Annotated in this window: 20 protein-coding genes, 1 pseudogene and 1 other annotated feature; of the genes and pseudogenes, 15 read left to right on the top strand and 6 right to left on the bottom strand. The window is 49.6% G+C overall.

Features of this window, described 5'->3' with window-relative positions; translation table 11 throughout:
• The first annotated feature begins 29 nt into the window (after nucleotides 1-29).
• Nucleotides 30-749: a purine-nucleoside phosphorylase gene (gene deoD / locus FH968_RS16980; protein ID WP_139881701.1), complete on the top strand. Its 720-nt coding sequence runs from the start codon at nucleotides 30-32 to the stop codon at nucleotides 747-749.
• Between the two features lie 59 nt (nucleotides 750-808).
• Here the strand turns inward: deoD and lplA are convergent, their stop codons facing one another.
• Together lplA and FH968_RS16970 are read right to left on the bottom strand one after the other, a co-directional pair.
• The gene (lplA, locus tag FH968_RS16975) at nucleotides 809-1,825 is read right to left on the bottom strand and encodes a lipoate--protein ligase LplA (protein ID WP_139881699.1); all 1,017 of its coding nucleotides are present in this window, start codon (nucleotides 1,823-1,825) and stop codon (nucleotides 809-811) included.
• Nucleotides 1,826-1,844: 19 nt separating this feature from the next.
• Nucleotides 1,845-2,495, bottom strand: a complete 651-nt coding sequence (locus tag FH968_RS16970) for a YtjB family periplasmic protein (RefSeq protein WP_139881698.1) — start codon at nucleotides 2,493-2,495, stop codon at nucleotides 1,845-1,847.
• Between the two features lie 229 nt (nucleotides 2,496-2,724).
• Here FH968_RS16970 and serB point away from each other — a divergent pair, with 229 nt between their 5' ends.
• Genes serB through nadR form a run of 3 tightly spaced genes read left to right on the top strand, consistent with a single transcriptional unit; the run spans nucleotide 2,725 to nucleotide 6,365 of the window.
• Complete coding sequence (serB, locus tag FH968_RS16965) at nucleotides 2,725-3,702, top strand: phosphoserine phosphatase (RefSeq protein WP_139881696.1); 978 nt, start codon at nucleotides 2,725-2,727, stop codon at nucleotides 3,700-3,702.
• Entirely contained in the window at nucleotides 3,702-5,084 is a 1,383-nt protein-coding gene (radA, locus tag FH968_RS16960; protein ID WP_034498619.1) for a DNA repair protein RadA, read from the top strand. The genes serB and radA overlap by 1 nt, the downstream gene beginning before the upstream one ends.
• Before the next feature lie 48 nt (nucleotides 5,085-5,132).
• Complete coding sequence (nadR, locus tag FH968_RS16955) at nucleotides 5,133-6,365, top strand: multifunctional transcriptional regulator/nicotinamide-nucleotide adenylyltransferase/ribosylnicotinamide kinase NadR (protein ID WP_139881694.1); 1,233 nt, start codon at nucleotides 5,133-5,135, stop codon at nucleotides 6,363-6,365.
• A gap of 46 nt (nucleotides 6,366-6,411) precedes the next feature.
• On the opposite strand, the gene ettA is transcribed toward nadR, so the two are convergent.
• Nucleotides 6,412-8,079: an energy-dependent translational throttle protein EttA gene (gene ettA / locus FH968_RS16950; RefSeq protein ID WP_139881692.1), complete on the bottom strand. Its 1,668-nt coding sequence runs from the start codon at nucleotides 8,077-8,079 to the stop codon at nucleotides 6,412-6,414.
• Between the two features lie 231 nt (nucleotides 8,080-8,310).
• On the opposite strand from ettA, the gene sltY reads away from it, so the two are divergent.
• Both sltY and trpR read left to right on the top strand, forming a co-directional pair.
• Nucleotides 8,311-10,245, top strand: coding sequence for a murein transglycosylase (gene sltY, locus FH968_RS16945; RefSeq protein WP_139881690.1), 1,935 nt, complete (start codon nucleotides 8,311-8,313; stop codon nucleotides 10,243-10,245).
• Nucleotides 10,246-10,357: 112 nt separating this feature from the next.
• Nucleotides 10,358-10,687: a trp operon repressor gene (gene trpR, locus FH968_RS16940; protein ID WP_139881688.1), complete on the top strand. Its 330-nt coding sequence runs from the start codon at nucleotides 10,358-10,360 to the stop codon at nucleotides 10,685-10,687.
• Here the strand turns inward: trpR and yjjX are convergent.
• Nucleotides 10,684-11,202, bottom strand: a complete 519-nt coding sequence (gene yjjX, locus FH968_RS16935; protein WP_139881734.1) for an inosine/xanthosine triphosphatase — start codon at nucleotides 11,200-11,202, stop codon at nucleotides 10,684-10,686. The genes trpR and yjjX overlap by 4 nt on opposite strands.
• A 51-nt stretch (nucleotides 11,203-11,253) precedes the next feature.
• Here yjjX and gpmB point away from each other — a divergent pair, with 51 nt between their 5' ends.
• Nucleotides 11,254-11,901, top strand: coding sequence for a 2,3-diphosphoglycerate-dependent phosphoglycerate mutase GpmB (gene gpmB / locus FH968_RS16930; protein ID WP_139881685.1), 648 nt, complete (start codon nucleotides 11,254-11,256; stop codon nucleotides 11,899-11,901).
• Nucleotides 11,902-12,036: 135 nt separating this feature from the next.
• Here the strand turns inward: gpmB and robA are convergent, their stop codons facing one another.
• Nucleotides 12,037-12,906 (bottom strand): MDR efflux pump AcrAB transcriptional activator RobA, encoded by an 870-nt coding sequence (robA, locus tag FH968_RS16925; RefSeq protein WP_139881683.1) that lies wholly within the window; start codon nucleotides 12,904-12,906, stop codon nucleotides 12,037-12,039.
• A gap of 207 nt (nucleotides 12,907-13,113) precedes the next feature.
• Between robA and creA the strand changes: the two genes are divergently transcribed.
• The 4 genes from creA to creD all read left to right on the top strand — a co-directional run bounded on the left by creA (nucleotide 13,114) and on the right by creD (nucleotide 17,177).
• The gene (gene creA / locus FH968_RS16920) at nucleotides 13,114-13,584 is read left to right on the top strand and encodes a protein CreA (protein ID WP_139881682.1); all 471 of its coding nucleotides are present in this window, start codon (nucleotides 13,114-13,116) and stop codon (nucleotides 13,582-13,584) included.
• Between the two features lie 24 nt (nucleotides 13,585-13,608).
• Nucleotides 13,609-14,304 carry a two-component system response regulator CreB gene (creB, locus tag FH968_RS16915; RefSeq protein ID WP_139881732.1) on the top strand — a complete coding sequence of 232 codons (696 nt, stop codon included), beginning with the start codon at nucleotides 13,609-13,611 and terminating at the stop codon, nucleotides 14,302-14,304.
• Complete coding sequence (creC, locus tag FH968_RS16910) at nucleotides 14,304-15,731, top strand: two-component system sensor histidine kinase CreC (protein WP_139881680.1); 1,428 nt, start codon at nucleotides 14,304-14,306, stop codon at nucleotides 15,729-15,731. The genes creB and creC overlap by 1 nt, the downstream gene beginning before the upstream one ends.
• Nucleotides 15,732-15,818: 87 nt before the next feature.
• Nucleotides 15,819-17,177 carry a cell envelope integrity protein CreD gene (gene creD / locus FH968_RS16905; protein WP_139881678.1) on the top strand — a complete coding sequence of 453 codons (1,359 nt, stop codon included), beginning with the start codon at nucleotides 15,819-15,821 and terminating at the stop codon, nucleotides 17,175-17,177.
• A gap of 57 nt (nucleotides 17,178-17,234) precedes the next feature.
• On the opposite strand, the gene arcA is transcribed toward creD, so the two are convergent.
• The gene (arcA, locus tag FH968_RS16900; protein WP_034459438.1) at nucleotides 17,235-17,951 is read right to left on the bottom strand and encodes a two-component system response regulator ArcA; all 717 of its coding nucleotides are present in this window, start codon (nucleotides 17,949-17,951) and stop codon (nucleotides 17,235-17,237) included.
• 96 nt (nucleotides 17,952-18,047) lie between these two features.
• On the opposite strand from arcA, the pseudogene yjjY reads away from it, so the two are divergent.
• The 4 genes and pseudogenes from yjjY to thrA all read left to right on the top strand — a co-directional run bounded on the left by yjjY (nucleotide 18,048) and on the right by thrA (nucleotide 22,090).
• Nucleotides 18,048-18,189: pseudogene (gene yjjY, locus FH968_RS16895) on the top strand (protein YjjY).
• Nucleotides 18,190-18,591: 402 nt separating this feature from the next.
• The gene (locus FH968_RS16890; RefSeq protein ID WP_139881676.1) at nucleotides 18,592-19,320 is read left to right on the top strand and encodes a tRNA/rRNA methyltransferase; all 729 of its coding nucleotides are present in this window, start codon (nucleotides 18,592-18,594) and stop codon (nucleotides 19,318-19,320) included.
• Nucleotides 19,321-19,477: 157 nt separating this feature from the next.
• Nucleotides 19,478-19,546 (top strand): thr operon leader peptide, encoded by a 69-nt coding sequence (thrL, locus tag FH968_RS24190; protein ID WP_139881730.1) that lies wholly within the window; start codon nucleotides 19,478-19,480, stop codon nucleotides 19,544-19,546.
• Nucleotides 19,485-19,601: a sequence feature (Thr leader region), on the top strand. Its footprint overlaps the gene before it by 62 nt.
• A gap of 26 nt (nucleotides 19,602-19,627) precedes the next feature.
• Nucleotides 19,628-22,090 (top strand): bifunctional aspartate kinase/homoserine dehydrogenase I, encoded by a 2,463-nt coding sequence (gene thrA, locus FH968_RS16880; RefSeq protein WP_139881674.1) that lies wholly within the window; start codon nucleotides 19,628-19,630, stop codon nucleotides 22,088-22,090.
• Nucleotide 22,091: the final 1 nt, after the last annotated feature.

Genomic DNA, 22,091 nt, shown 5'->3' with positions numbered 1-22,091 from the left:
CGTTAACCTCTTAAAACAAGGATATAAAGATGGCAACGCCACATATTAATGCAGAAATGGGTGATTTCGCAGACGTCGTTTTGATGCCAGGCGACCCGCTGCGCGCGAAACATATTGCAGAAACTTTCCTCGAAGATTTTCGTGAAGTAAACAACGTGCGTGGCATGTTGGGTTACACCGGTACTTACAAAGGCCGCAAAATCTCTGTAATGGGCCACGGTATGGGGATCCCCTCCTGCTCTATCTACACCAAAGAACTGATCACCGATTTCGGCGTGAAGAAAATCATTCGTGTGGGTTCCTGCGGCGCGGTACGTGCTGATGTGAAACTGCGTGATGTGGTTATCGGCATGGGTGCTTGCACCGATTCTAAGGTTAACCGTCTGCGTTTCAAAGACCAAGACTTCGCAGCAATCGCTGACTTCGATATGGTTCGTAACGCAGTAGATGCCGCTAAAGCGCTGGGCGTAGACGCTCGCGTAGGCAATATCTTCTCCGCAGACTTGTTCTACACTCCGGACCCGCAAATGTTTGACGTAATGGAAAAATACGGCATTTTGGGTGTGGAAATGGAAGCTGCGGGTATCTATGGCGTGGCAGCAGAATTCGGCGCGAAAGCCCTGACTATCTGCACTGTGTCTGACCATATCCGTACTCATGAGCAGACAACTGCAGAAGAGCGCCAGACTACCTTTAACGACATGATCAAGATTGCTCTTGAATCTGTATTACTGGGCGACAAAGAATAAGTTTGCTGTTGTGTAAAAGGCGCCGATTGGGCGCCTTTTTTGTTTGTATCGGGTCTCGCTTAGCGTACCGTCTGTGCAATCCACGCGCTCAGTTCACGCAATTCCATTTCCTGTTCCGGGAAATCGACAATCAGCGTTTCGCACTGTTGCTGCAAAATATCGCTACGATACACACTACCCTGTAAACGAGTCGCCAACGCTTCTAATGGCGCAGGGTTCAGGCTGTCGGTAAATATCTGCGTGCGAGTGATATGACCTTTCTCAACATCGAAGTGCAACTCAACACCACCCCATGTGAAACGCCTCTCTAACAAGTGGCTAAATGCCGGAGCCTGGCCGAAGTTCCACTCCCAACTACTTTGGCGTGCGAAGGTTTCAGCGAAACCCGGTAAGTCAGGCAGGGCATCTGGGGAGATGTGTTCCGCCTCTGCGCGTTCCCCGTAGTAAGCAAAGAAAGACTCACATACTGCATTGCAAATTTGCTCGTGTGTCAGGCCGGGCAGGAGATCGCCGAGGTTAGCAACACGTCCGCGTACCGAGGTAATTCCTTTAGCCTGAAGTTTTTTCTCATCAGGATTCAGGTAATTTGCCAGACGGCTTAAATCAGCGTTGAGCAACAACGTGCCGTGATGGAAACCACGATCCATCGTTTCTTTATAAGCTGAGCCGGAAACTTTGCGCACACCTTCTGCCGTGGCGACTTCCAGATCGTTTCGTCCCGAAATCTTTGCATCGATACCGAGCGAATTCAGCGCATTCACCACAATTTCTGTAGACACACTTTTATCGTATTCTGGTTTTCCGGCCATAAACGTAAAACAGGTATTTCCCAGGTCGTGGAAGACTGCACCACCGCCGCTGCTGCGTCTTGCCAGTCGCACGTTATCTTCTTCCATGCGCCGGGTGTTGCACTCTTTCCACGGATTCTGTGCCCGGCCAATAACCACCGTATCTGCGTTGCGCCATAAAAAGAGCACGCGTTGAGTGGCGGGCATCTGGCGGAAAATACATTCCTCTACGGCCAGATTGAACCAGGGATCGTACGAGTCAGAAATAAGCAGACGTAACGTAGACATAGAAGAAATCCTTTCTTACTTAGGGTTTATTAATGCTCTGTTCTTCCTCATCTTCTTTAACTTCGGTATTCGCAGTTAGAAGGAAAGGAGACTGCTGCCAGCGGGTACGTTTGCCCTGTAAAAGGGTACGAGCCAGTACAATGCCAATCGCCAGTGCCAGCAACATCATCAGACGTAAAATGTTGGTAGTGTTATCCACTTGCTTGGCTTCAGTGGCGAGCGTGTGAGTATCTAGCGTGATACGCAGATAGCCAACCGGCCCATCTTTATCTTCAATCGGTTGAACAATTTGCTGATTAAAATAGCTGCCCGCTTTTTTACCATCCAGGGCCAGCCTGTCGCGCACGCCGATTCCTTCTCCGGCCCGTGCAATTTGAGCGCCGCCATCATCGTAAACGCCCGCATCTAAAATGCGGCTGTCTTTCGTTAATAAAGCCAGAACGGTTGAGATCTTTTTCTCATCCGGGTTTTCTGATTTCATCAGTGGCAGCAGGTTATAACTCACCTGACGAGCCAGCGTTTTTGCCAGATCTTCAAGCTGCACATTACGGGCTTGCTGATGTCCCTGGCTAAACCACGACGCTCCCTGCATCAGCGCGACTAAAAGTGCGAGGCAGATAAGTACAATCACTGCACGATGCAGTCTGAATTTCATTTTTGCCAGAGCCATAATGCACCTTAGGAAAATTGCCGGTTTTACTGCGCAGTTTAATGTTGCCAGAAGCCGCACAGACAAGGTAGCCTCATGCGTTGTTTTGTTCCGAATACCCTTCATCATTCGAATTACAAGGGTGTTGGCTGCACTCACTTACTTCAGTAAGCTCTTGGGAATAAGCTCCCATGCCGCCTACCTATAATCCGAATGCTGAAGGGCATATTAAATATTTTCAGGAGCTGTAATGCCAAATAGTCTGACCTGGTGCGACCTGCCGACCGATGTCTCTCTCTGGCCTGGGTTACCGCTATCGTTAAGTGGTGATGAAGTTATGCCACTCGATTACCGTGCTGGCCGCAGCGGTTGGCTTCTGTATGGTCGGAATCTGGATAAAGAGTGCCTGAATCGCTACCAGCGTAAACTGGGCGCTGCCATGGTTATCGTTACCGCATGGTGTGTTGAAGACTATCAGGTTATTCGCCTGGCGGGTTCATTAACACCTCGTGCAACTAAGCTTGCCCACGATGCCGGTCTGGATGTAGCCCCGCTGGGTAAAATTCCACATCTACGCACGCCTGGCCTGTTGGTGATGGACATGGATTCCACCGCAATCCAAATCGAGTGCATTGATGAAATCGCCAAACTGGCGGGTACCGGCGAAATGGTTGCGGAAGTGACCGAACGAGCGATGCGCGGCGAACTGGACTTCACCGCCAGCCTGAAACAGCGTGTTGCAACGCTCAAAGGTGCCAATGCTTCAATTTTGCGCCAGGTTCGTGATGAACTGCCGTTGATGCCAGGGCTGACTTCGCTAGTGCTCAAACTGGAATCACTGGGTTGGAAAGTGGCAATTGCGTCCGGCGGCTTCACTTTCTTTGCAGAATATTTGCGTGACAAGCTGCATCTGCACGCTGTTGTGGCAAACGAACTGGAAATTTGCGATGGCAAGCTGACTGGCGAAGTGATTGGTCAAATTGTTGATGCACAGTTTAAAGCTGAAACACTCAAGCGCCTGGCGGATAAATATGAAATCCCAGTCGAGCAAACTGTCGCTATTGGTGATGGAGCCAATGATTTACCGATGATTCAGTCCGCTGGTTTGGGTATCGCTTTCCACGCGAAGCCGAAAGTAAATGAGAAAACAGAAATCACTATCCGTCATGCTGATTTGATGGGTGTGTTCTGTATTCTCTCAGGTAGCCTTATCCAGGAAGAGCGCTAATGGCGAAAGCTCCAAAACGTGCCTTTGTCTGCAACGAATGTGGTGCAGATTATCCTCGCTGGCAGGGTCAATGTAGTGCCTGTCACGCATGGAACACTATCACTGAGGTGCGCATTGCTGCCTCTCCGACAGTTGCGCGTAACGAGCGTTTGTCAGGATACGCCGGAAGTGCAGGCGTCAGTAAAGTACAAAAACTTTCTGATATAAGCCTCGAAGAACTACCTCGTTTTTCAACCGGGTTTAAAGAATTTGACCGCGTGTTGGGTGGCGGTGTTGTGCCAGGTAGCGCCATTTTGATTGGCGGTAACCCTGGTGCGGGTAAATCGACTTTGCTGCTGCAAACCCTTTGCAAACTCAGCGAGCAGATGAAAACGCTGTATGTGACTGGCGAAGAATCGTTACAACAAGTCGCCATGCGTGCGCATCGTCTGGGTTTACCCACCAATAATCTGAATATGCTTTCGGAAACTGGCATCGAGCAAATCTGCATGATTGCCGAAGAAGAAGCGCCAAAACTGATGGTTATCGATTCCATTCAGGTCATGCACATGGCGGATGTTCAGTCGTCGCCAGGTAGCGTGGCACAGGTGCGTGAGTCTGCCGCTTATCTGACGCGTTTTGCCAAAACGCGCGGCGTGGCAATCATCATGGTAGGTCACGTCACCAAAGATGGTTCGCTTGCCGGGCCAAAAGTGCTCGAACACTGTATCGACTGTTCGGTGATGCTCGATGGCGATGCCGATTCCCGTTTCCGTACCCTGCGCAGCCATAAAAACCGCTTTGGTGCGGTGAATGAACTGGGCGTCTTTGCCATGACAGAGCAGGGTCTACGTGAAGTCAGCAACCCTTCAGCTATTTTCCTGAGCCGTGGTGATGAAGTGACTCCCGGTAGCTCGGTAATGGTGGTGTGGGAAGGTACGCGTCCGTTACTGGTAGAAATTCAGGCGCTGGTCGATCAATCCATGATGTCCAACCCGCGGCGTGTCGCCGTTGGCCTGGAACAAAACCGTCTGGCTATTTTGCTGGCCGTTTTGCACCGCCACGGTGGCCTGCAAATGGCTGACCAGGATGTGTTTGTCAACGTGGTAGGTGGTGTAAAAGTCACCGAAACCAGTGCCGACCTGGCGTTATTGCTGGCGATGGTATCCAGTCTGCGCAATCGTGCTTTGCCACAGGATTTAGTGGTGTTTGGTGAAGTTGGGTTGGCTGGTGAAATTCGCCCCGTCCCGAGTGGCCAGGAACGTATTTCTGAAGCGGCAAAACATGGTTTTAAGCGTGCAATCGTGCCGCAGGCAAACGTACCGAAAAAACTACCAGAAGGAATGCAGGTTTTTGGTGTGAAAAAACTCGCTGATGCGCTCTCGGTGTTTGACGACTTATAATTGAATGATTTGCGGCAGAATGCCGTATTTTTGCAGGAGGCAGGCAGCATGTCGTCTTTCGAGTATCTGAAGACCGCAATTCGTCAGCAAAGCGTTACGCTGCAACAGGTGGCAGAATCCTGCGGCATGACCAAGGGCTATCTTAGCCAGTTACTGAACGCCAAAATTAAAAGCCCAAGCGCTCAAAAACTGGAAGCATTGCACTGTTTCCTTGGCCTGGAATTCCCCCGGCGTGAGAAAAAAGTCGGTGTCGTGTTCGGTAAGTTTTATCCGCTACACACCGGACATATATATTTAATTCAGCGGGCTGCAAGCCAGGTTGATGAACTGCATATCATCATGGGTTACGACGAAACTCGCGACCGGCTGCTGTTTGAAGACAGTGCCATGTCACAGCAGCCCACAACGGGCGACCGTCTGCGCTGGCTGCTACAGACATTCAAATACCAGAAAAACATCCGTATTCATTCGTTTAACGAAGAAGGGATGGAACCGTATCCGCACGGTTGGGATGTCTGGAGTCGCGGTATCAAAGCTTTTATGGAAAGCAAAGGCATTAACCCCGACCGTATCTACACCTCAGAAGAGGGCGATGCACCGCGGTTTATCGAACAGCTCGGTATCGAAACGGTGCTTATCGATCCCAAACGTACTTTTATGAATATCAGCGGTGGGCAGATTCGTGAAAACCCGTTCCGCTATTGGGAATACATTCCAACCGAAGTAAAACCATTCTTTGTCCGGACCGTCGCTATTTTAGGTGGGGAATCGAGCGGTAAGTCGTGGATGGTGAATAAGCTTGCCAACATTTTCAACACCACCAGCGCCTGGGAATTCGGGCGTGACTATGTCTTCTCGCACCTCGGGGGCGATGAGATGGCGTTGCAGTATTCCGACTATGACAAAATTGCCATTGGTCATGCTCAGTACGTTGATTTTGCAGTTAAATATGCCAATAAAGTCGCATTTATTGATACGGACTTTGTCACCACACAGGCATTTTGCAAAAAGTATGAAGGGCGTGAGCATCCGTTTGTACAGGCGCTTATCGACGAATATCGTTTCGATCTGGTGATTTTGCTGGAGAACAATACCCCGTGGGTGGCTGATGGATTGCGCAGCCTCGGCAGTGATGTAGACAGAAAATCCTTCCAGAATCTTTTGGTGTCGATGCTAAACGAGAACAACATCAGCTATGTGCATGTAGAAGAATCTGACTACGATTCGCGATTCTTGCGTTGTGTTGAATTAGTGAAGAACATGATAGGCGAGCGCGGGTAAAGTGTCTTTGCTAAAAAAATGGGGCGCATTTAGCGCCCCCTTTTTATTACTTGGTCACACGTTTGTACTTGATGCGCTTAGGTTCCAGGGCTTCCGCACCCAGGGTGCGTTTCTTGTACTCTTCGTATTCGGTAAAGTTGCCTTCGAAGAATTCAACTTTGCCTTCATCCTGATAATCCAGAATGTGGGTAGCAACACGGTCAAGGAACCAACGGTCGTGCGAGATAACCATTGCACAACCTGGGAATTCCAGCAGGGCGTTTTCTAATGCGCGCAGGGTTTCGATGTCCAGGTCGTTTGTTGGTTCATCGAGCAGCAATACGTTACCGCCAACTTGCAGCAGTTTCGCCAGATGCAGACGGCCACGCTCACCACCAGACAACTCACCAACACGTTTGCCCTGGTCAACGCCCTTGAAGTTAAAGCGGCCAACGTAGGCACGACTTGGCATTTCGGTGTTACCGATACGCATGATGTCCTGCCCGCCGGAAACTTCTTCCCACACGGTTTTACTGCTGTCCATGGAATCACGGAACTGATCGACGGAAGCCAGTTTAACGGTTTCGCCCAGTTCAATGGTGCCACTGTCAGGTTGTTCCTGGCCGGACATCATTCTGAACAGGGTAGATTTACCCGCGCCGTTCGGGCCGATGATGCCAACAATCGCGCCTTTCGGTACGGAGAAGGACAAGTCTTCAATCAGCAGACGGTCGCCGTAGGATTTACGCAGATTGGTAACTTCAATGACTTTATCACCCAGGCGGCTGCCTGGTGGAATAAACAGTTCGTTGGTTTCGTTACGTTTCTGGTATTCGGTGCTGTTCAGTTCTTCAAAGCGAGCCAGGCGCGCCTTGCCTTTAGACTGACGGCCTTTAGCGCCCTGACGTACCCACTCCAGCTCTTTCTCAATGGATTTACGGCGGGCCGCTTCCGATGAGGCTTCCTGAGCCAGACGAGCATCTTTTTGCTCAAGCCAGGAGGAGTAGTTACCTTCCCACGGAATACCTTCACCGCGGTCAAGTTCCAGAATCCAGCCTGCAACGTTATCAAGGAAGTAACGGTCGTGAGTAATCGCCACAACGGTGCCTTCGAAGTCATGCAGGAAGCGCTCGAGCCATGCCACGGATTCTGCATCCAGGTGGTTCGTTGGTTCGTCGAGCAGCAGCATGTCTGGTTTTTCGAGCAGCAGGCGGCAAAGTGCCACGCGGCGGCGTTCACCACCAGACAGGTTAGCAATTTTTGCGTCCCAATCTGGTAGACGCAGTGCATCAGCAGCACGCTCCAGTTGAACGTTCAGGTTGTGACCGTCGTGAGCCTGAATAATCTCTTCCAGCTTACCTTGCTCGGCCGCCAGTTTGTCGAAATCGGCATCTGGTTCAGCGTACAGTGTGTACACTTCATCAAGACGTTTTAAGGCACCGACAACTTCAGCTACGGCTTCTTCAACCGATTCGCGAACTGTGTGCTCCAGATTGAGCTGTGGTTCCTGCTGTAAGTAGCCGATTTTCAGGCCTGGTTGTGGGCGGGCTTCGCCTTCAATGTCGGTATCAATGCCGGCCATAATGCGCAGCAGCGTGGATTTACCGGCACCGTTCAGACCCAGTACACCAATCTTGGCGCCGGGGAAGAAACTGAGCGAGATATTTTTCAGAATATGACGTTTCGGCGGAACAACTTTGCCGACACGATGCATGGTATAAACGAATTGAGCCACAGTGCGACTTCGCCTCTTTTTCGTGATTTAAGGAGTAGCATATCAGTGGCGAAGTGTAGCCGTTTTCGACAGGTAATCCCAGCAGGGTAAGTGGGATGTGTTACCCGAAACAGCCTTAGTGCTTTTATCGACAAAATAACGCCCTCTGACGTGGCGTAACTGCAATACCAGAGTTAGCATGAAGTTATTAGTGGCGGCATGATGCTGCCTGTGGAAATGTGAGGAGAACTTGTGGGTAGAGCCAAACAAGTCGTAGGGCGATTGCTAATAGCAATGGTGGGCCTTGCGGCACTAACTCAAGCCGTTCGTGCGGATTCGCTGGACGAGCAACGCAACCGCTACGCACAAATCAAACAGGCGTGGGATAACAAGCAAATGGATGTGGTGGCGCAAATGATGCCCACGTTGCAGGATTATCCGCTTTATCCCTATCTCGAATATCGTCAGATAACTGACGACTTAATGAATGAGCCAACCCTTGTCGTCAGCCGCTTTGTTGAAGCGAATCCTACGTTGCCACCTGCTCGTTCGCTGAAATCTCGTTTTGTGAATGAATTGGCTCGCCGTGAAGACTGGCGTGGGCTTTTGGCATTCAGTCCAGAGCAGCCGGGCACCACAGAAGCAAAATGCAATTATTACTATGCAAAATGGAATACCGGGCAGGTAGACGCTGCCTGGGCGGGTGCTAAAGACTTATGGCTCATGGGTAAAAATCTCCCGTCAAGCTGCGATCGTCTGTTTTCGGCATGGCGTTCTTCCGGGACTCAAGATCCGTTGGCTTACCTGGAACGTATTCGGCTGGCAATGAAAGAGGGCAATACATCGCTGGTCAGTAATCTTGCGAATCAAATGCCAGCAGAGTATCAGACCATTTCTTCTGCTCTTATCAGTCTGCAAAATGATCCAAACACAGTGCTGACATTTGCCCGCACTGTAGGGGCAACGGACTTTACACGCCAGGCTGCGGCGGTCGCATTTACACGTGTCGCGCGCGATGACGTAGAAAATGCCCGCATGATGATCCCCTCGCTTGTGCAAGCGCAACAGCTCAATGACTCTCAGGCCCAGGAACTAAGAGATACAGTTGCCTGGCGCTTGATGGGCAACGATGTTACCGCTGAACAGGCCGCATGGCGCGACGATGCCATCATGCGTTCAGAATCGACAACGCTGGTTGAAAGACGTGTGCGTATGGCGTTGGGAACTGGCGATCGTACGGGTCTGAATACCTGGCTTGCACGTTTGCCAATGGAAGCCAAAGAGAAAGATGAATGGCGCTACTGGCAGGCTGACCTGCTACTGGAACGTGGCCGCGATGCGGAAGCTAATGAGATCCTTCGTTCGTTGATGCAGCAACGTGGATTTTATCCGATGGTGGCGGCGCAGCGTTTAGGGGAAGAGTATCCGTTACGTGTCGACAAAGCGGTTGCCGTGAATCCTGCGTTGGTTCAGGGTGCTGAAATGGCGCGTGTACGCGAGCTGATGTATTGGAACATGGATAACACCGCACGCAGCGAATGGGCAAACTTGATAACCAGCCGCAGCAAACCAGAGCAGGAAGGATTAGCGCGTTACGCGTTCGAGCAAAATTGGTGGGATCTTAGCGTGCAGGCAACGATCGCCGGAAAACTTTGGGATCATCTGGAAGAGCGTTTCCCACTGGCTTACAAAGACATTTTCTCTCGCTATGTCAGCGGGAAAGATATCTCGCAAAGTTATGCTATGGCGATTGCGCGCCAGGAAAGTGCGTGGAATCCAAAAGTCCGCTCACCTGTCGGGGCGAGTGGTCTGATGCAGGTTATGCCAACTACCGCCACACATACCGTGAAAGTGTTCAATATTCCAGGCTACAGCAGCCCTGGACAGTTGCTCGACCCTGAAACCAATATCAATATTGGTACGACTTATTTGCAGTCTGTTTACCAGCAATTTGAGAACAACCGAATTTTCTCATCGGCTGCGTATAACGCAGGCCCTGGGCGAGTCAGAACCTGGCTTGGAAACAGTGCCGGACGTATTGACGCGGTGGCATTTGTCGAGAGTATTCCATTCTCGGAAACGCGCGGATATGTGAAAAACGTGCTGGCTTATGACGCGTATTATCAATACTTCATGGGTAAATCTGCGCCATTGCTAACGGATGCTGAGTGGAAACGCCGTTATTGATTTTGAGGTGTTTACACTCGTTAGCATTCGAGGTGCAGCAACGTCCCTCGATTTGAAGGATGACGGGTATATGTTATGCTGCTGTACTAGTTGAATGGTATGGTGGCATAACATGACTCAGCACTCTCAATACTCGGCAGAGCACGCCGAGCAAAGTAATCAAGAGTGGCTCCGCTTTGTGGAGTTGCTACAGCAATCTTTCGATAAGCAACTGCATATGCCGTTGCTTATGTTATTGCTGACGCCAGACGAACGCACGGCCCTGGGGACTCGGGTTCGAATCATTGAAGAGTTGTTACGTGGTGAAATGAGCCAGCGGGAACTTAAAAATGAACTGGGTGCGGGGATTGCCACTATTACGCGTGGTTCAAATAGCCTGAAATCCGCTCCGCCAGCGTTACGTGCATGGCTGGAGCAAGAACTGTTGAGCGGTAAAAGCTAAGCAGTGTAAACGTTATTATGAAACGGGCTCAGCGCCAGAATAACCGCCTGATGGTAAACACTGCTACGAGTGAGTTTACCGGCGGTAAATACCCCAATCGCACCTTCTTTACGACCAATCTCATTGATACCGGTATATTCTGACATCACTGGCCCTAAAGCTTCACCCGCGCGTACTTTTTCAAGAATGATGGCGGGAAGGGGGAGGGTTGCCGAACGGGCTTCGCCACGCTGATTCTGGTTTTCAATCACCACCCAGCTAAAAGTACTGCCATCATCAATTCCCGCCTCAACTGCAACCCAAAAATTAGCTTCTGGGCGAACCTGACGGGCATTCATCACCCTGCATCGTGCGCCAGTTCTCGTTTCATGGTTTCCGAAGGGTTGTTCAGGCACGCCACTATCGACGGCGACGGGTTCAATATGGCAGCATCCTTCACCATAGATGTCGTCAAATGCCTGGTGAATTGCCTGAATTTTCGCTGGATTGGTTGTTGCACAGACGACATGGTACATAATCAGTAAAACTCTCAAGAAATTGTTGCCGCAGTATAACGGATAAAACGCATGTTACAGGTATACCTTGTTCGCCACGGCGAAACGCAGTGGAATGCAGAACGTCGCATTCAGGGCCAGTCAGACAGTGCGCTGACTGAGAAAGGAGAACGTCAGGCCGAGCAGGTGGCCGAGCGGGCTAAAACGTTAGGCATTACGCATGTGATCGCCAGTGATTTGGGGCGTACTCGCCGCACCGCTGAGATAATCGCGCTCGCGTGTGGTGTTGATGTCACTCTGGATGAGCGTTTGCGTGAGCTGGATATGGGCGTATTAGAACGCCGCAATCTGGACACACTAAATGAAGAGGAAGAGGGCTGGCGTCGTCAACTGGTGAACGGTACTGCTGGTGGGCGTATCCCGGAAGGCGAAAGCATGCTCGAAATGAGTGGGCGTATGCACGCGGCTTTAAATGCTTGCCTTGATTTGCCGTCTGGCAGCCGTCCATTGCTGGTGAGCCACGGTATGGCACTAGGTTGCCTGGTGAGCACTATTCTGGGGTTACCGGCCTGGGCTGAACGCCGCTTACGTTTAAGAAACTGTTCAATTTCCCGCGTTGACCATCAGCAAAGCCCGTGGCTGGCTTCTGGCTGGGTAGTTGAAACAGCAGGGGACATCTCGCATTTGAACGCCCCTGCAATGGACGAGCTACAACGCTAACGATGTATACCCATCATCCTTCAAGCCGCAGGGGTGCTGGCTGCACTCACAAACCCCAGTCACTTACTCAAGTAAGTTCTTGGGGATTTGCTCCCTTGCCGCCTACCTGCAACTCGAAGGCTAACGGGTATGATATTAGCGACGAACAGGAATGAGGTACTCGCAACGGATCTGCAGTGGTCGGTCCTGAACACGCGCTTCTTCTTGCGGGAAGAAGCGTTCAATGTCCTGGCCTTTACGGCGAGTCAGGTTAAGTGACGGCATGCAAGTGCCGTACACCGTCAGGATAAACTCCTGCAAACCAGTGCCTGGCCCTTCGTAGTCGAACTGCACATAATCCCCCCCTTCCAGCTTGACCGGACGAGAGTCTGGCAAGAACCCATTCGCCATTTCTGGTGTCAGTGCCGTGGTATAAAATACTTCCTGCTCATCGTCTTTCTCAATACTTGGGCGTGGTTCATGCAATCCGTACAATACGCGCGGTAGAGTAGGTGCGTTGCCGAGGAATTGTGTCCAGAATTGGATACGCATTTCGTTACGGAAATCAGAAACTTGTTCAAGTGTGCAACTGTAACTCTGAGTTACGCCGACCAGATTCGTTTCCGGCAGAGTGACAAATTGCGCATGAGGTAGAGCAAAGTCATCTAAACGTAGCGGCGGACGCATACCAAAAGCGCTCCAGTCAGGGGAACGGCGATACAGTGCGGGCGTTTGCGCAAACTGTTTTTTGAAGGCGCGAGTAAACGTCTGTTGAGAGTCAAAACGGTACTGCAAAGCAATATCAAGAATGGGCCGAGCGGTTAAACGCAATGCTACAGCTGATTTCGATAAACGACGTGCGCGGATATATGCACCGATGGCATGACCCGTAACTTCTTTAAACATCCGTTGTAAATGCCACTTGGAATAACCTGCTTTGGCCGCAACATTATCGAGTGATAACGGTTGATCCAAATGACCTTCCAGCCAGGTTAATAGATCGCGAATGATCCCTGTCTGATCCATATAATATCCTCATCCTGACACGGTGAGTGCCGTTAATGTGCGCGATGATAGCACTTTTTGTTGATCTGACATTCAGAGTTTTTTTTAACAAGTCGTGCCAAAATCAGTTACTCATTCCGACAATTTTATTAATAACGTGATATTTAACGACTTTTCAGACCAATGTGTTAATAGTCTCTAAAGGCAATCTTAACTAATGGTAACAATATGAAATATAAAGTTTTAGCCGTACTGAGTTCATTACTGTTTATTTCGCTGGGCGTTAGGGCCGAACAAATCGGTTCAGTAGACACCGTATTTAAGATGATTGGCCCTGATCATAAGATCGTCGTAGAAGCATTCGATGACCCGGACGTAAAAAACGTGACTTGCTATGTTAGCCGAGCGAAAACGGGTGGCATTAAAGGTGGGCTTGGTCTGGCAGAAGACACCTCTGACGCTGCAATTTCTTGCCAGCAGGTTGGGCCGGTAGAGCTCAGCGAGAAAATAAAAGCGGGTAAAGCGCAGGGCGACGTTGTCTTCCAGAAACGGACTTCATTGGTGTTCAAGAAGCTGCAAGTTGTACGTTTTTACGATGCTAAACGCAACACGCTGGCCTATCTGGCCTACTCCGACAAAGTCGTTGAAGGCTCGCCAAAAAATGCAATAAGTGCCGTGCCGATTATGCCGTGGAAATAATTGTATGACAGCAAGGAGCACATGATGAGCCAGGCCACTATCTGGTTAGTCGAAGATGAAGCCAGCATTGCCGATACGCTTATTTATATGCTGGAACAGGAAGGATTCACGGTGCGCGGGTTTTCCAGAGGGCTGCCAGTATTGGACGCTGCGCGTGAGCAGCGTCCAGATTTGGCTATTCTGGATGTGGGATTACCGGATATTAACGGCTTCGAACTTTGCCGACGCTTGTTGGCTGATTATCCGGAATTACCGCTGCTGTTTCTTACCGCCCGCAGTGAAGAAGTCGACAGATTAATCGGCCTGGAAATCGGTGCTGATGACTACATCGCAAAACCCTTTTCCCCTCGCGAGGTATGCGCAAGGGTGCGAACCGTGCTGCGCCGTTTGCAGAAGCAGCGTCAGGCACTTGCCGCAGGTGTGCAGCGCATAGGTTTGTTCGAGCTTAATCAGATGGCGGCACAAATTTCCTGGTGCCAGCAACCGCTACAGCTCACGCGTTATGAATATCTCTTGCTGAAAACTTTCTTGCAGTGGCCTGGCCGTGTTTTTTCACGCCAGCAGCTAATGGAACAGGTGTGGAATGATGCTGAAGAGAGCTTTGACAGAACAGTGGATACGCATATTAAAACTCTGCGTGCGAAGCTGCGCCTGATTAACCCGGATCTTTCCCCCATTAATACTCACCGTGGCTTAGGTTACAGTCTGGGAGTCAGTTAATGCGTATCGGTTTGCGGCTGCTGCTAGGCTATTTTTTGATTGTGGCGGTGGCTGCCTGGTTCGTATTGTCGATTTTCTTGCAGGAAGTGAAGCCTGGCGTACGGCGTGCAACCGAAGGCACTCTCATCGATACGGCAACATTACTGGCTGAGTTTGCGCGTGCCGATATGCTAGCCAACAATGCTCAAAACGGGCAGTTGGCTCAAGCGTTTTCTCATCTTAATACTCGGCCTTTTCAGGCAAGCATCAGTGGGATCATCAAATCAAAAAATGAATATCGGGTGTATCTGACGGACGCCAGAGGAATTGTGCTGTTCGATTCCAGTGGTAAAGCGACGGGACTTGATTATTCGCGCTGGAACGATGTCTGGTTAACGTTGCACGGGAAGTACGGGGCGCGTAGCACCCCGGAAGATGGCAGTAATCCCGATAGCACTGTGATGTATGTGGCAGCTCCGGTTCGTGACGGTGAGAATATTATTGGCGTGCTCAGCGTAGGTAAACCAAATAGCGCGATGGCTCCGGTTATTCACCGCAGCGAACGGCGGATCTTATGGGCTGGTGTTGCGCTGCTGGGCATCGCGCTGCTAATTGGTCTGGGGGTTGTGCTGTGGATTAACCATTCCATCGGCAAACTAGTGCGTTACGCTGATTCAGTGACAGAAGATGACCCACTGCCGCTTCCCAATCCTTCCGGTAGCGAGCTGCGTAAGCTTGCATTGGCGCTGGAAACCATGCGCCTCAAACTTGAAGGTAAAAGCTATATTGAACAATATGTTCATGCGCTGACCCACGAACTAAAAAGCCCGCTTGCAGGGATTCGCGGTGCTGCTGAAATTTTACGTGTAGGGCCGCCACCGAACATAGTCGAAAAGTTCTCGGGAAATATTCTCCAGCAAACCACACGTATGCAGCAGTTGATCGACAATTTATTACGCCAGGCAAAGCTTGAAAGCCGCGTTGAAATAACTCCACAAATAGTAAATCTTGCAAGGTTGTTTTCCTCGCTGATTGATAATCGGGAAGCGATTGTGCGTAGTAAACAAGTGACGTTGAAAGTGGATGAATCTTCGCTGAGAGATATCGCTGTTGAGGGCGATGCTGCTTTGCTTGAACAGGCCGTGGGAAATTTGCTGGATAATGCCCTCGATTTTACTCCACAGGGGGGTGAAATAGTGCTGGGGGTAGAACGCGAAGACGGACAGGTAGTTATTCTTGTTACTGATAATGGCTGTGGTATTCCTGATTTTGCGCGCAGTAGAGTATTCGAACGTTTCTACTCTTTGCCACGCAGCAACGGCCAAAAGAGCAGTGGACTGGGTTTGGCGTTTGTCCAGGAAGTTGCTCGTCTACATCGCGGCACGATTGTTATCGAAAATTGTCCTGAGGGTGGGGTACAGGCACGTCTTACCCTGCCGGAAAAATAATTTCATCACTTCACCGTCTCTTCACACAACTTCATTTAGCCCCCACATATGCCCCTTATCCTCGCCATATCAAAAATGGAGGGGACTATGTTGAAATCTGCGTTGTTCTGGAAAGTGATGACCTTGTTGGGCTGTATGGTGTTGCTGTTAATACCGTTGAATATGCTGAATTCGTTAATCGGTGAGAGGAGCAGTTATCGGGATGATGTCGAGCATTCACTGGAACAAAGTACCAGCGGGCCGCAAACCGTGACTGGCCCACTTATTGCGATTCCTGTGACAGAGCTGACGACCGTCATAGAAGACAATAAAGAGATAAAAAGAGAGCGCCAATTCATTCGTTACTATCTGCCAGAAAACTTAAACGTTGTGGGAAATCAGGCAGTTGAACCGCGCCACATTGGTATTTATGAAGGGCAGATTTGGCGCACAGATTTAACGCTAAATGCCAGTTTCAATCGCCAGCAGCTTAAAGGTGATGAAGGCGTAGATACTCGTTTAGGGACTCCTTATGTGGTGCTGGCAGTAGGGGATTCACGCGGTATTGGCAAAGTGGGCGAACTGAATATTAATGGCCAGTCTTACCCTATAGAACCTGGAAGTAACTTACCCGGCGTTGAACAGGGTCTGCATGCAAAAATCCCTCTGGAACTGCTCCAGAGCGACAAGCTCACGTTGCGCTTCACTCTGGATTTAATGGGGACAAAACAGCTCGCTGTGGTGCCGCTTGGGCGCAATAGCCAGTTCAGTCTGACCAGCAACTGGCCACATCCCAATTTCATTGGTGATTTCTTACCACAGCAGCGCACGGTTTCTGACAGCGGCTTTACCGCAAGCTGGCAGAGCACTTGGTTTGCCAATAACCTCAATACCAATTTTACCGATGCTCGGTTGATTGATGTTAATCGGTTACCTACTTTCAGCGTCACGGTGGCCAATCCTGTTGATCAGTACCAGCTGACAGACCGCGCGGTAAAATACGCTATTTTGCTGATTGGGCTGACCTTTATGAGTTTTTTCCTCGTGGAAACGCTGACAGGGTTGCGTGTTCACCCGATGCAGTATTTGCTGGTGGGGTTGTCGCTGGTGATGTTTTATTTGGTACTGCTGGCGGTTTCGGAACACATCGGGTTCAATGCCGCGTGGCTGCTGGCAAGTCTGGTTTGTGCGGGGATTAACGGTTTTTATCTCAAAGCGGTTCTGAACGGCTGGAAAGTGAGTTTGATGTTTACTGCGGGGCTGTTGGCGCTGGATGGTATTCTCTGGCAACTGCTTCAGTCAGAAGATAGCACCTTGCTGCTGGGGACGGGCGTATTGCTCGTCGCACTTTCTGCTGTCATGTTACTGACCCGGCATATTGACTGGTACGGTATGGGTAAAAAAGATTTTACTCACTCTGAGAACGACCCTCAGACCGATTCGGAACGCTTCCGCCTATGGAAGTGACTGGTATATAAAAGAAAAGGGCGGATTAAATCCGCCCTTTCGTATTTGATTACAAGGCTATTCCTGTAAATCGCCACAGAAACGATAACCTTCGCCATGAATCGTGGCGATGATTTCAGGTGTATCTGGAGTCGATTCGAAATGCTTACGAATACGACGAATTGTGACGTCAACGGTACGGTCGTGCGGCTTGAGCTCACGGCCTGTCATCTTCTTCAGTAATTCAGCGCGAGACTGAATTTTCCCTGGATTTTCACAGAAGTGCAGCATTGCGCGGAATTCGCTACGCGGCAACTTGTACTGCTCGCCATTAGGACTGACCAATGAGCGGCTGTTGATATCCAGTTCCCAACCATTGAACTTGTAGCTTTCAACAGAACGACGTTCTTCGCTGATTGCACCCAGGTTCATGGTACGAGATAACAAATTGCGCGCACGGATGGTTAATTCACGTGGATTGAATGGCTTAGTGATGTAATCATCTGCGCCGATTTCAAGACCAAGGATTTTATCCACTTCGTTGTCGCGGCCAGTCAGGAACATCAATGCCACATTGGCTTGCTCACGCAACTCACGCGCCAGCAGCAGGCCATTTTTGCCTGGCAGATTGATATCCATAATGACCAGATTGATGTCATTATCGGAAAGGATTTGATGCATTTCGGCGCCATCAGTCGCTTCAAAAACATCATAACCTTCAGCTTCAAAAATGCTCTTTAACGTGTTGCGTGTTACTAATTCGTCTTCGACGATAAGAATGTGCGGGGTCTGCATGTTTGCTACCTAAAATTGCCAACTAAATCAAAACAGGAAGTACAAAAGTCCCTGACCTGCCTAATACATGCCATAAATTAACATGCCTGGCGTAACATGACTAAAGTACGTAATTGCGTTCTTGATGCACTTTCCATCAACGTCAACAACATCATTAGCTTGGTCGTGGGTACTTTTCCCTCTGGACCCGACGGTGTCAAAAACGGTTGTTATCCTAACCATTTTAACAGCAACATAACAGGCAGGACCGCTTTAGACATCTGATAAAACTACGCTTCGTTGACATATATCAAATTCAATTGTAGCACGTTAACAGTTTGATGAAATCATCGTAGCGTTTTGCCATCTTTTGTCACATTTTTTTAATAATCAATATAGTTACGTGAATTGATTAGTAAAGAACGTAAATCTGATTGTTGATGGTCCTTTAATGGTGTTTTTACCAGTTAAAACAATATTGTAGTGCTATTTATTGCATCTTTGTTCGCTGGTCAAACCATTGATATGCATTTGGTCTGCTTATGATTCGCATTTATGTATTTTATAAATGGATGTTATCTTAATGTAAATTTTTGATGCGTATTATCATTTGAAACTTGTGGATGTCCGAAAAAGGACACTTTTTTAAAAGAGAGTTTTAATGCGTTTTTTAATTATCTTGGTGGCGCCAGCCAGAGCTGAAAATGTGGGTGCCGCAGCCCGAGCGATGAAGACGATGGGGTTTGCTCAGCTACGTATCGTTGATAGTGAGGCCGACCGTCAGCCTGAAGCGCGATGGGTAGCACATGGTTCCGGTGATGTGCTGGAAAACGCTCAGCATTTCGATACTTTGGCAGAGGCGCTGCATGACGTGGATTTTACGATTGCGACCACCGCCCGCAGCCGCGCGAAATTCCATTACTACGCCACGCCACAACAACTGGTTCCGTTACTTGAAGAGAAGCGCAACTGGGTGGGAACTGCCGCTTTAGTGTTTGGTCGCGAAGATTCAGGGTTAACTAACGAAGAACTTGAGCTTGCGGATGTATTAACTGGCGTGCCAATGGTTGCTGATTATCCGTCTCTTAACCTTGGGCAAGCGGTGATGGTTTATTGCTATCAACTCTCAGCACTGATGCAATTGCCTTCACCAGAACACGACGAGGTAGACGTTCAACAACTGAGTGCCTTGCGTTCTCGCATTATGACGTTACTCGATAGTGTTGATGCAAGTGGTGACCAAAAAATGATCGACTGGTTACAGCAACGTCTTGGGCTCTTAGCTCAGCGTGATACGGCAATGTTGCACCGTTTGCTCCACGATATTGAAAAAAAATTGCCAGCGAATAATGCTGATAATAAGTCGAATACCAGTGCGGATGGGTTGTGATTTCCCGGTTTTTTCAGCGCAATGATCGCAGTTTATGATGATATATCAGCGTTCAGTGGCCTTGTCCCTGAGAGTGGCAAAATTAAAAATAAATTGACTTAGCCTGCCGGATACTTTAGTCAATATAGGTAAATCATATTACGAGCACACAACATCCATGATTCGCATCAGCCCAATGACAACAATTATTACAACCACCATTACCACAGGTAAAGGTGCGGGCTGACGCATACAGGAAAAACGAAAAAAGCCCGCACCTAAATAGTGCGGGCTTTTTTTTGGACTTAAAACTCAAGGGTAATAACAAATGCGAGTGTTGAAATTCGGTGGTACTTCAGTGGCAAATGCGGAGCGTTTTCTTCGCGTAGCCGACATCCTGGAAAGCAATGCCAAACAGGGGCAGGTCGCAACCGTGCTATCTGCTCCAGCGAAAATTACCAATCACCTCGTTGCCATGATTGAAAAAACCATAGGTGGCCAGGACGCTGTACCGAATATCAGCGACGCAGAGCGTATCTTTAGCGAACTCCTCAATGGCCTTGCAGAAGCACAGCCAGGTTTACCTCTCGCACAGCTCAAAACATTTGTTGAGCAGGAGTTTTCCCAGCTAAAGCATGTCTTGCATGGCATCAGCCTGTTGGGCCAATGCCCGGATAGCATCAACGCCACCATCATTTGCCGTGGTGAAAAATTGTCTATCGCCATCATGTCTGAATTGCTCAAAGCTCGCGGGCACAACGTGACGGTTATCAATCCAGTAGAAAAACTCCTCGCCGTTGGGCATTACCTTGAGTCCACTGTAGATATTACTGAGTCCACTCGCCGCATCGCTGCCAGCCGCATTCCAGCTGACCATATGATCCTGATGGCAGGCTTTACTGCCGGGAATGACAAAGGCGAATTAGTGGTATTAGGACGTAACGGATCTGACTATTCAGCCGCCGTACTGGCCGCTTGCTTGCGTGCGGACTGTTGTGAGATCTGGACCGACGTTGACGGTGTTTATACCTGCGATCCACGCCAGGTTCCTGATGCCAGGTTGTTGAAATCAATGTCGTATCAGGAAGCGATGGAGCTTTCTTACTTCGGCGCCAAAGTTCTCCACCCGCGCACCATTACCCCAATCGCTCAGTTCCAAATCCCTTGCCTGATTAAAAATACCGGCAATCCACAAGCGCCCGGTACCTTAATTGGTGCAGAAAGTGACGAAGATGGTCTGGCGGTCAAAGGCATCACCAACCTGAATAATATGGCGATGTTCAACGTTTCAGGCCCTGGCATGAAAGGCATGGTTGGCATGGCTGCTCGAGTGTTTGCTGCGATGTCTCGTGCTGGAATTTCGGTGGTGCTGATTACTCAGTCATCTTCTGAATACAGCATCAGTTTCTGCGTCCCGCAGGCTGATTGTGTTCGCGCTCGCCGTGCGATGGGTGATGAATTCTATCTCGAGCTGAAAGAAGGGCTGCTCGAGCCGCTGGCTATCATGGAGCATCTGGCGATAATTTCTGTAGTCGGTGATGGTATGCGTACTCTACGCGGCATTTCTGCCAAGTTCTTTGCCGCATTAGCGCGTGCCAACATCAACATCGTGGCAATCGCACAAGGTTCTTCTGAGCGTTCAATTTCCGTTGTGGTCAGCAATGATGATGCGACAACTGGTGTGCGTGTCACCCATCAGATGCTGTTCAATACTGACCAGGTTATCGAAGTCTTCCTGATTGGTGTGGGCGGCGTAGGTGCGGCATTGGTTGAGCAGGTGAAACGCCAGCAGGCGTGGCTGAAGCAAAAGCATATCGATTTGCGCGTATGCGGTATTGCGAATTCGAAAGCCCTGCTGACCAATATCCACGGCCTGAATCTGGATAACTGGCAAGAAGAACTGGCAGCGGCGAAAGAGCCTTTTAATCTTGGGCGTCTGATTCGCCTGGTGAAAGAATATCACCTGTTAAACCCGGTGATTGTGGACTGTACTTCCAGCCAGGCGGTTGCCGATCAGTATGCTGACTTTCTGGGGGAGGGTTTCCACGTGGTGACGCCGAACAAGAAGGCGAATACTTCCACCATGAATTACTACCACCAGATGCGTAATGCTGCGGCAAAATCACGTCGTAAATTTCTTTACGACACCAACGTAGGCGCGGGCCTGCCGGTTATAGAAAACCTGCAAAATTTGTTGAATGCGGGTGACGAATTACAACGTTTTTCTGGTGTTCTCTCCGGTTCACTATCGTTTATCTTTGGCAAACTTGATGAAGGCATGAACCTGTCAGAAGCTACCAGGGTGGCCCGCGAAATGGGATACACCGAGCCTGATCCGCGTGATGACCTTTCCGGCATGGATGTCGCACGTAAGTTACTGATTTTGGCTCGTGAAACCGGTAGCAATTTTGAGCTTTCCGATATTGTTATCGAGCCCGTCTTGCCCGAATCGTTTGATTCCACCGGTGATGTCGAATCATTTATGGCGCGTTTGCCACAGCTGGATGATGAGTTTTCAGCTCGTGTGGCAAAAGCCCGCGACGAAGGAAAAGTGCTGCGTTATGTTGGCGTCATTGAAGCTGACGGTAGCTGTTTAGTTAAAATTGATGCTGTTGATGGTAACGACCCACTGTATAAAGTTAAAAACGGTGAAAATGCTCTGGCCTTCTCCAGCCACTATTATCAGCCGTTACCGTTAGTTCTGCGCGGCTACGGAGCAGGAAACGATGTGACTGCTGCCGGTGTTTTCGCCGATTTATTGCGCACTTTGTCATGGAAGTTAGGAGTTTAAG

The organism is Buttiauxella sp. B2 (assembly GCF_006376615.1).
Taxonomy (GTDB): Bacteria; Pseudomonadota; Gammaproteobacteria; order Enterobacterales; family Enterobacteriaceae; genus Buttiauxella.
This window is presented reverse-complemented; position numbering and strand designations above follow the sequence as displayed.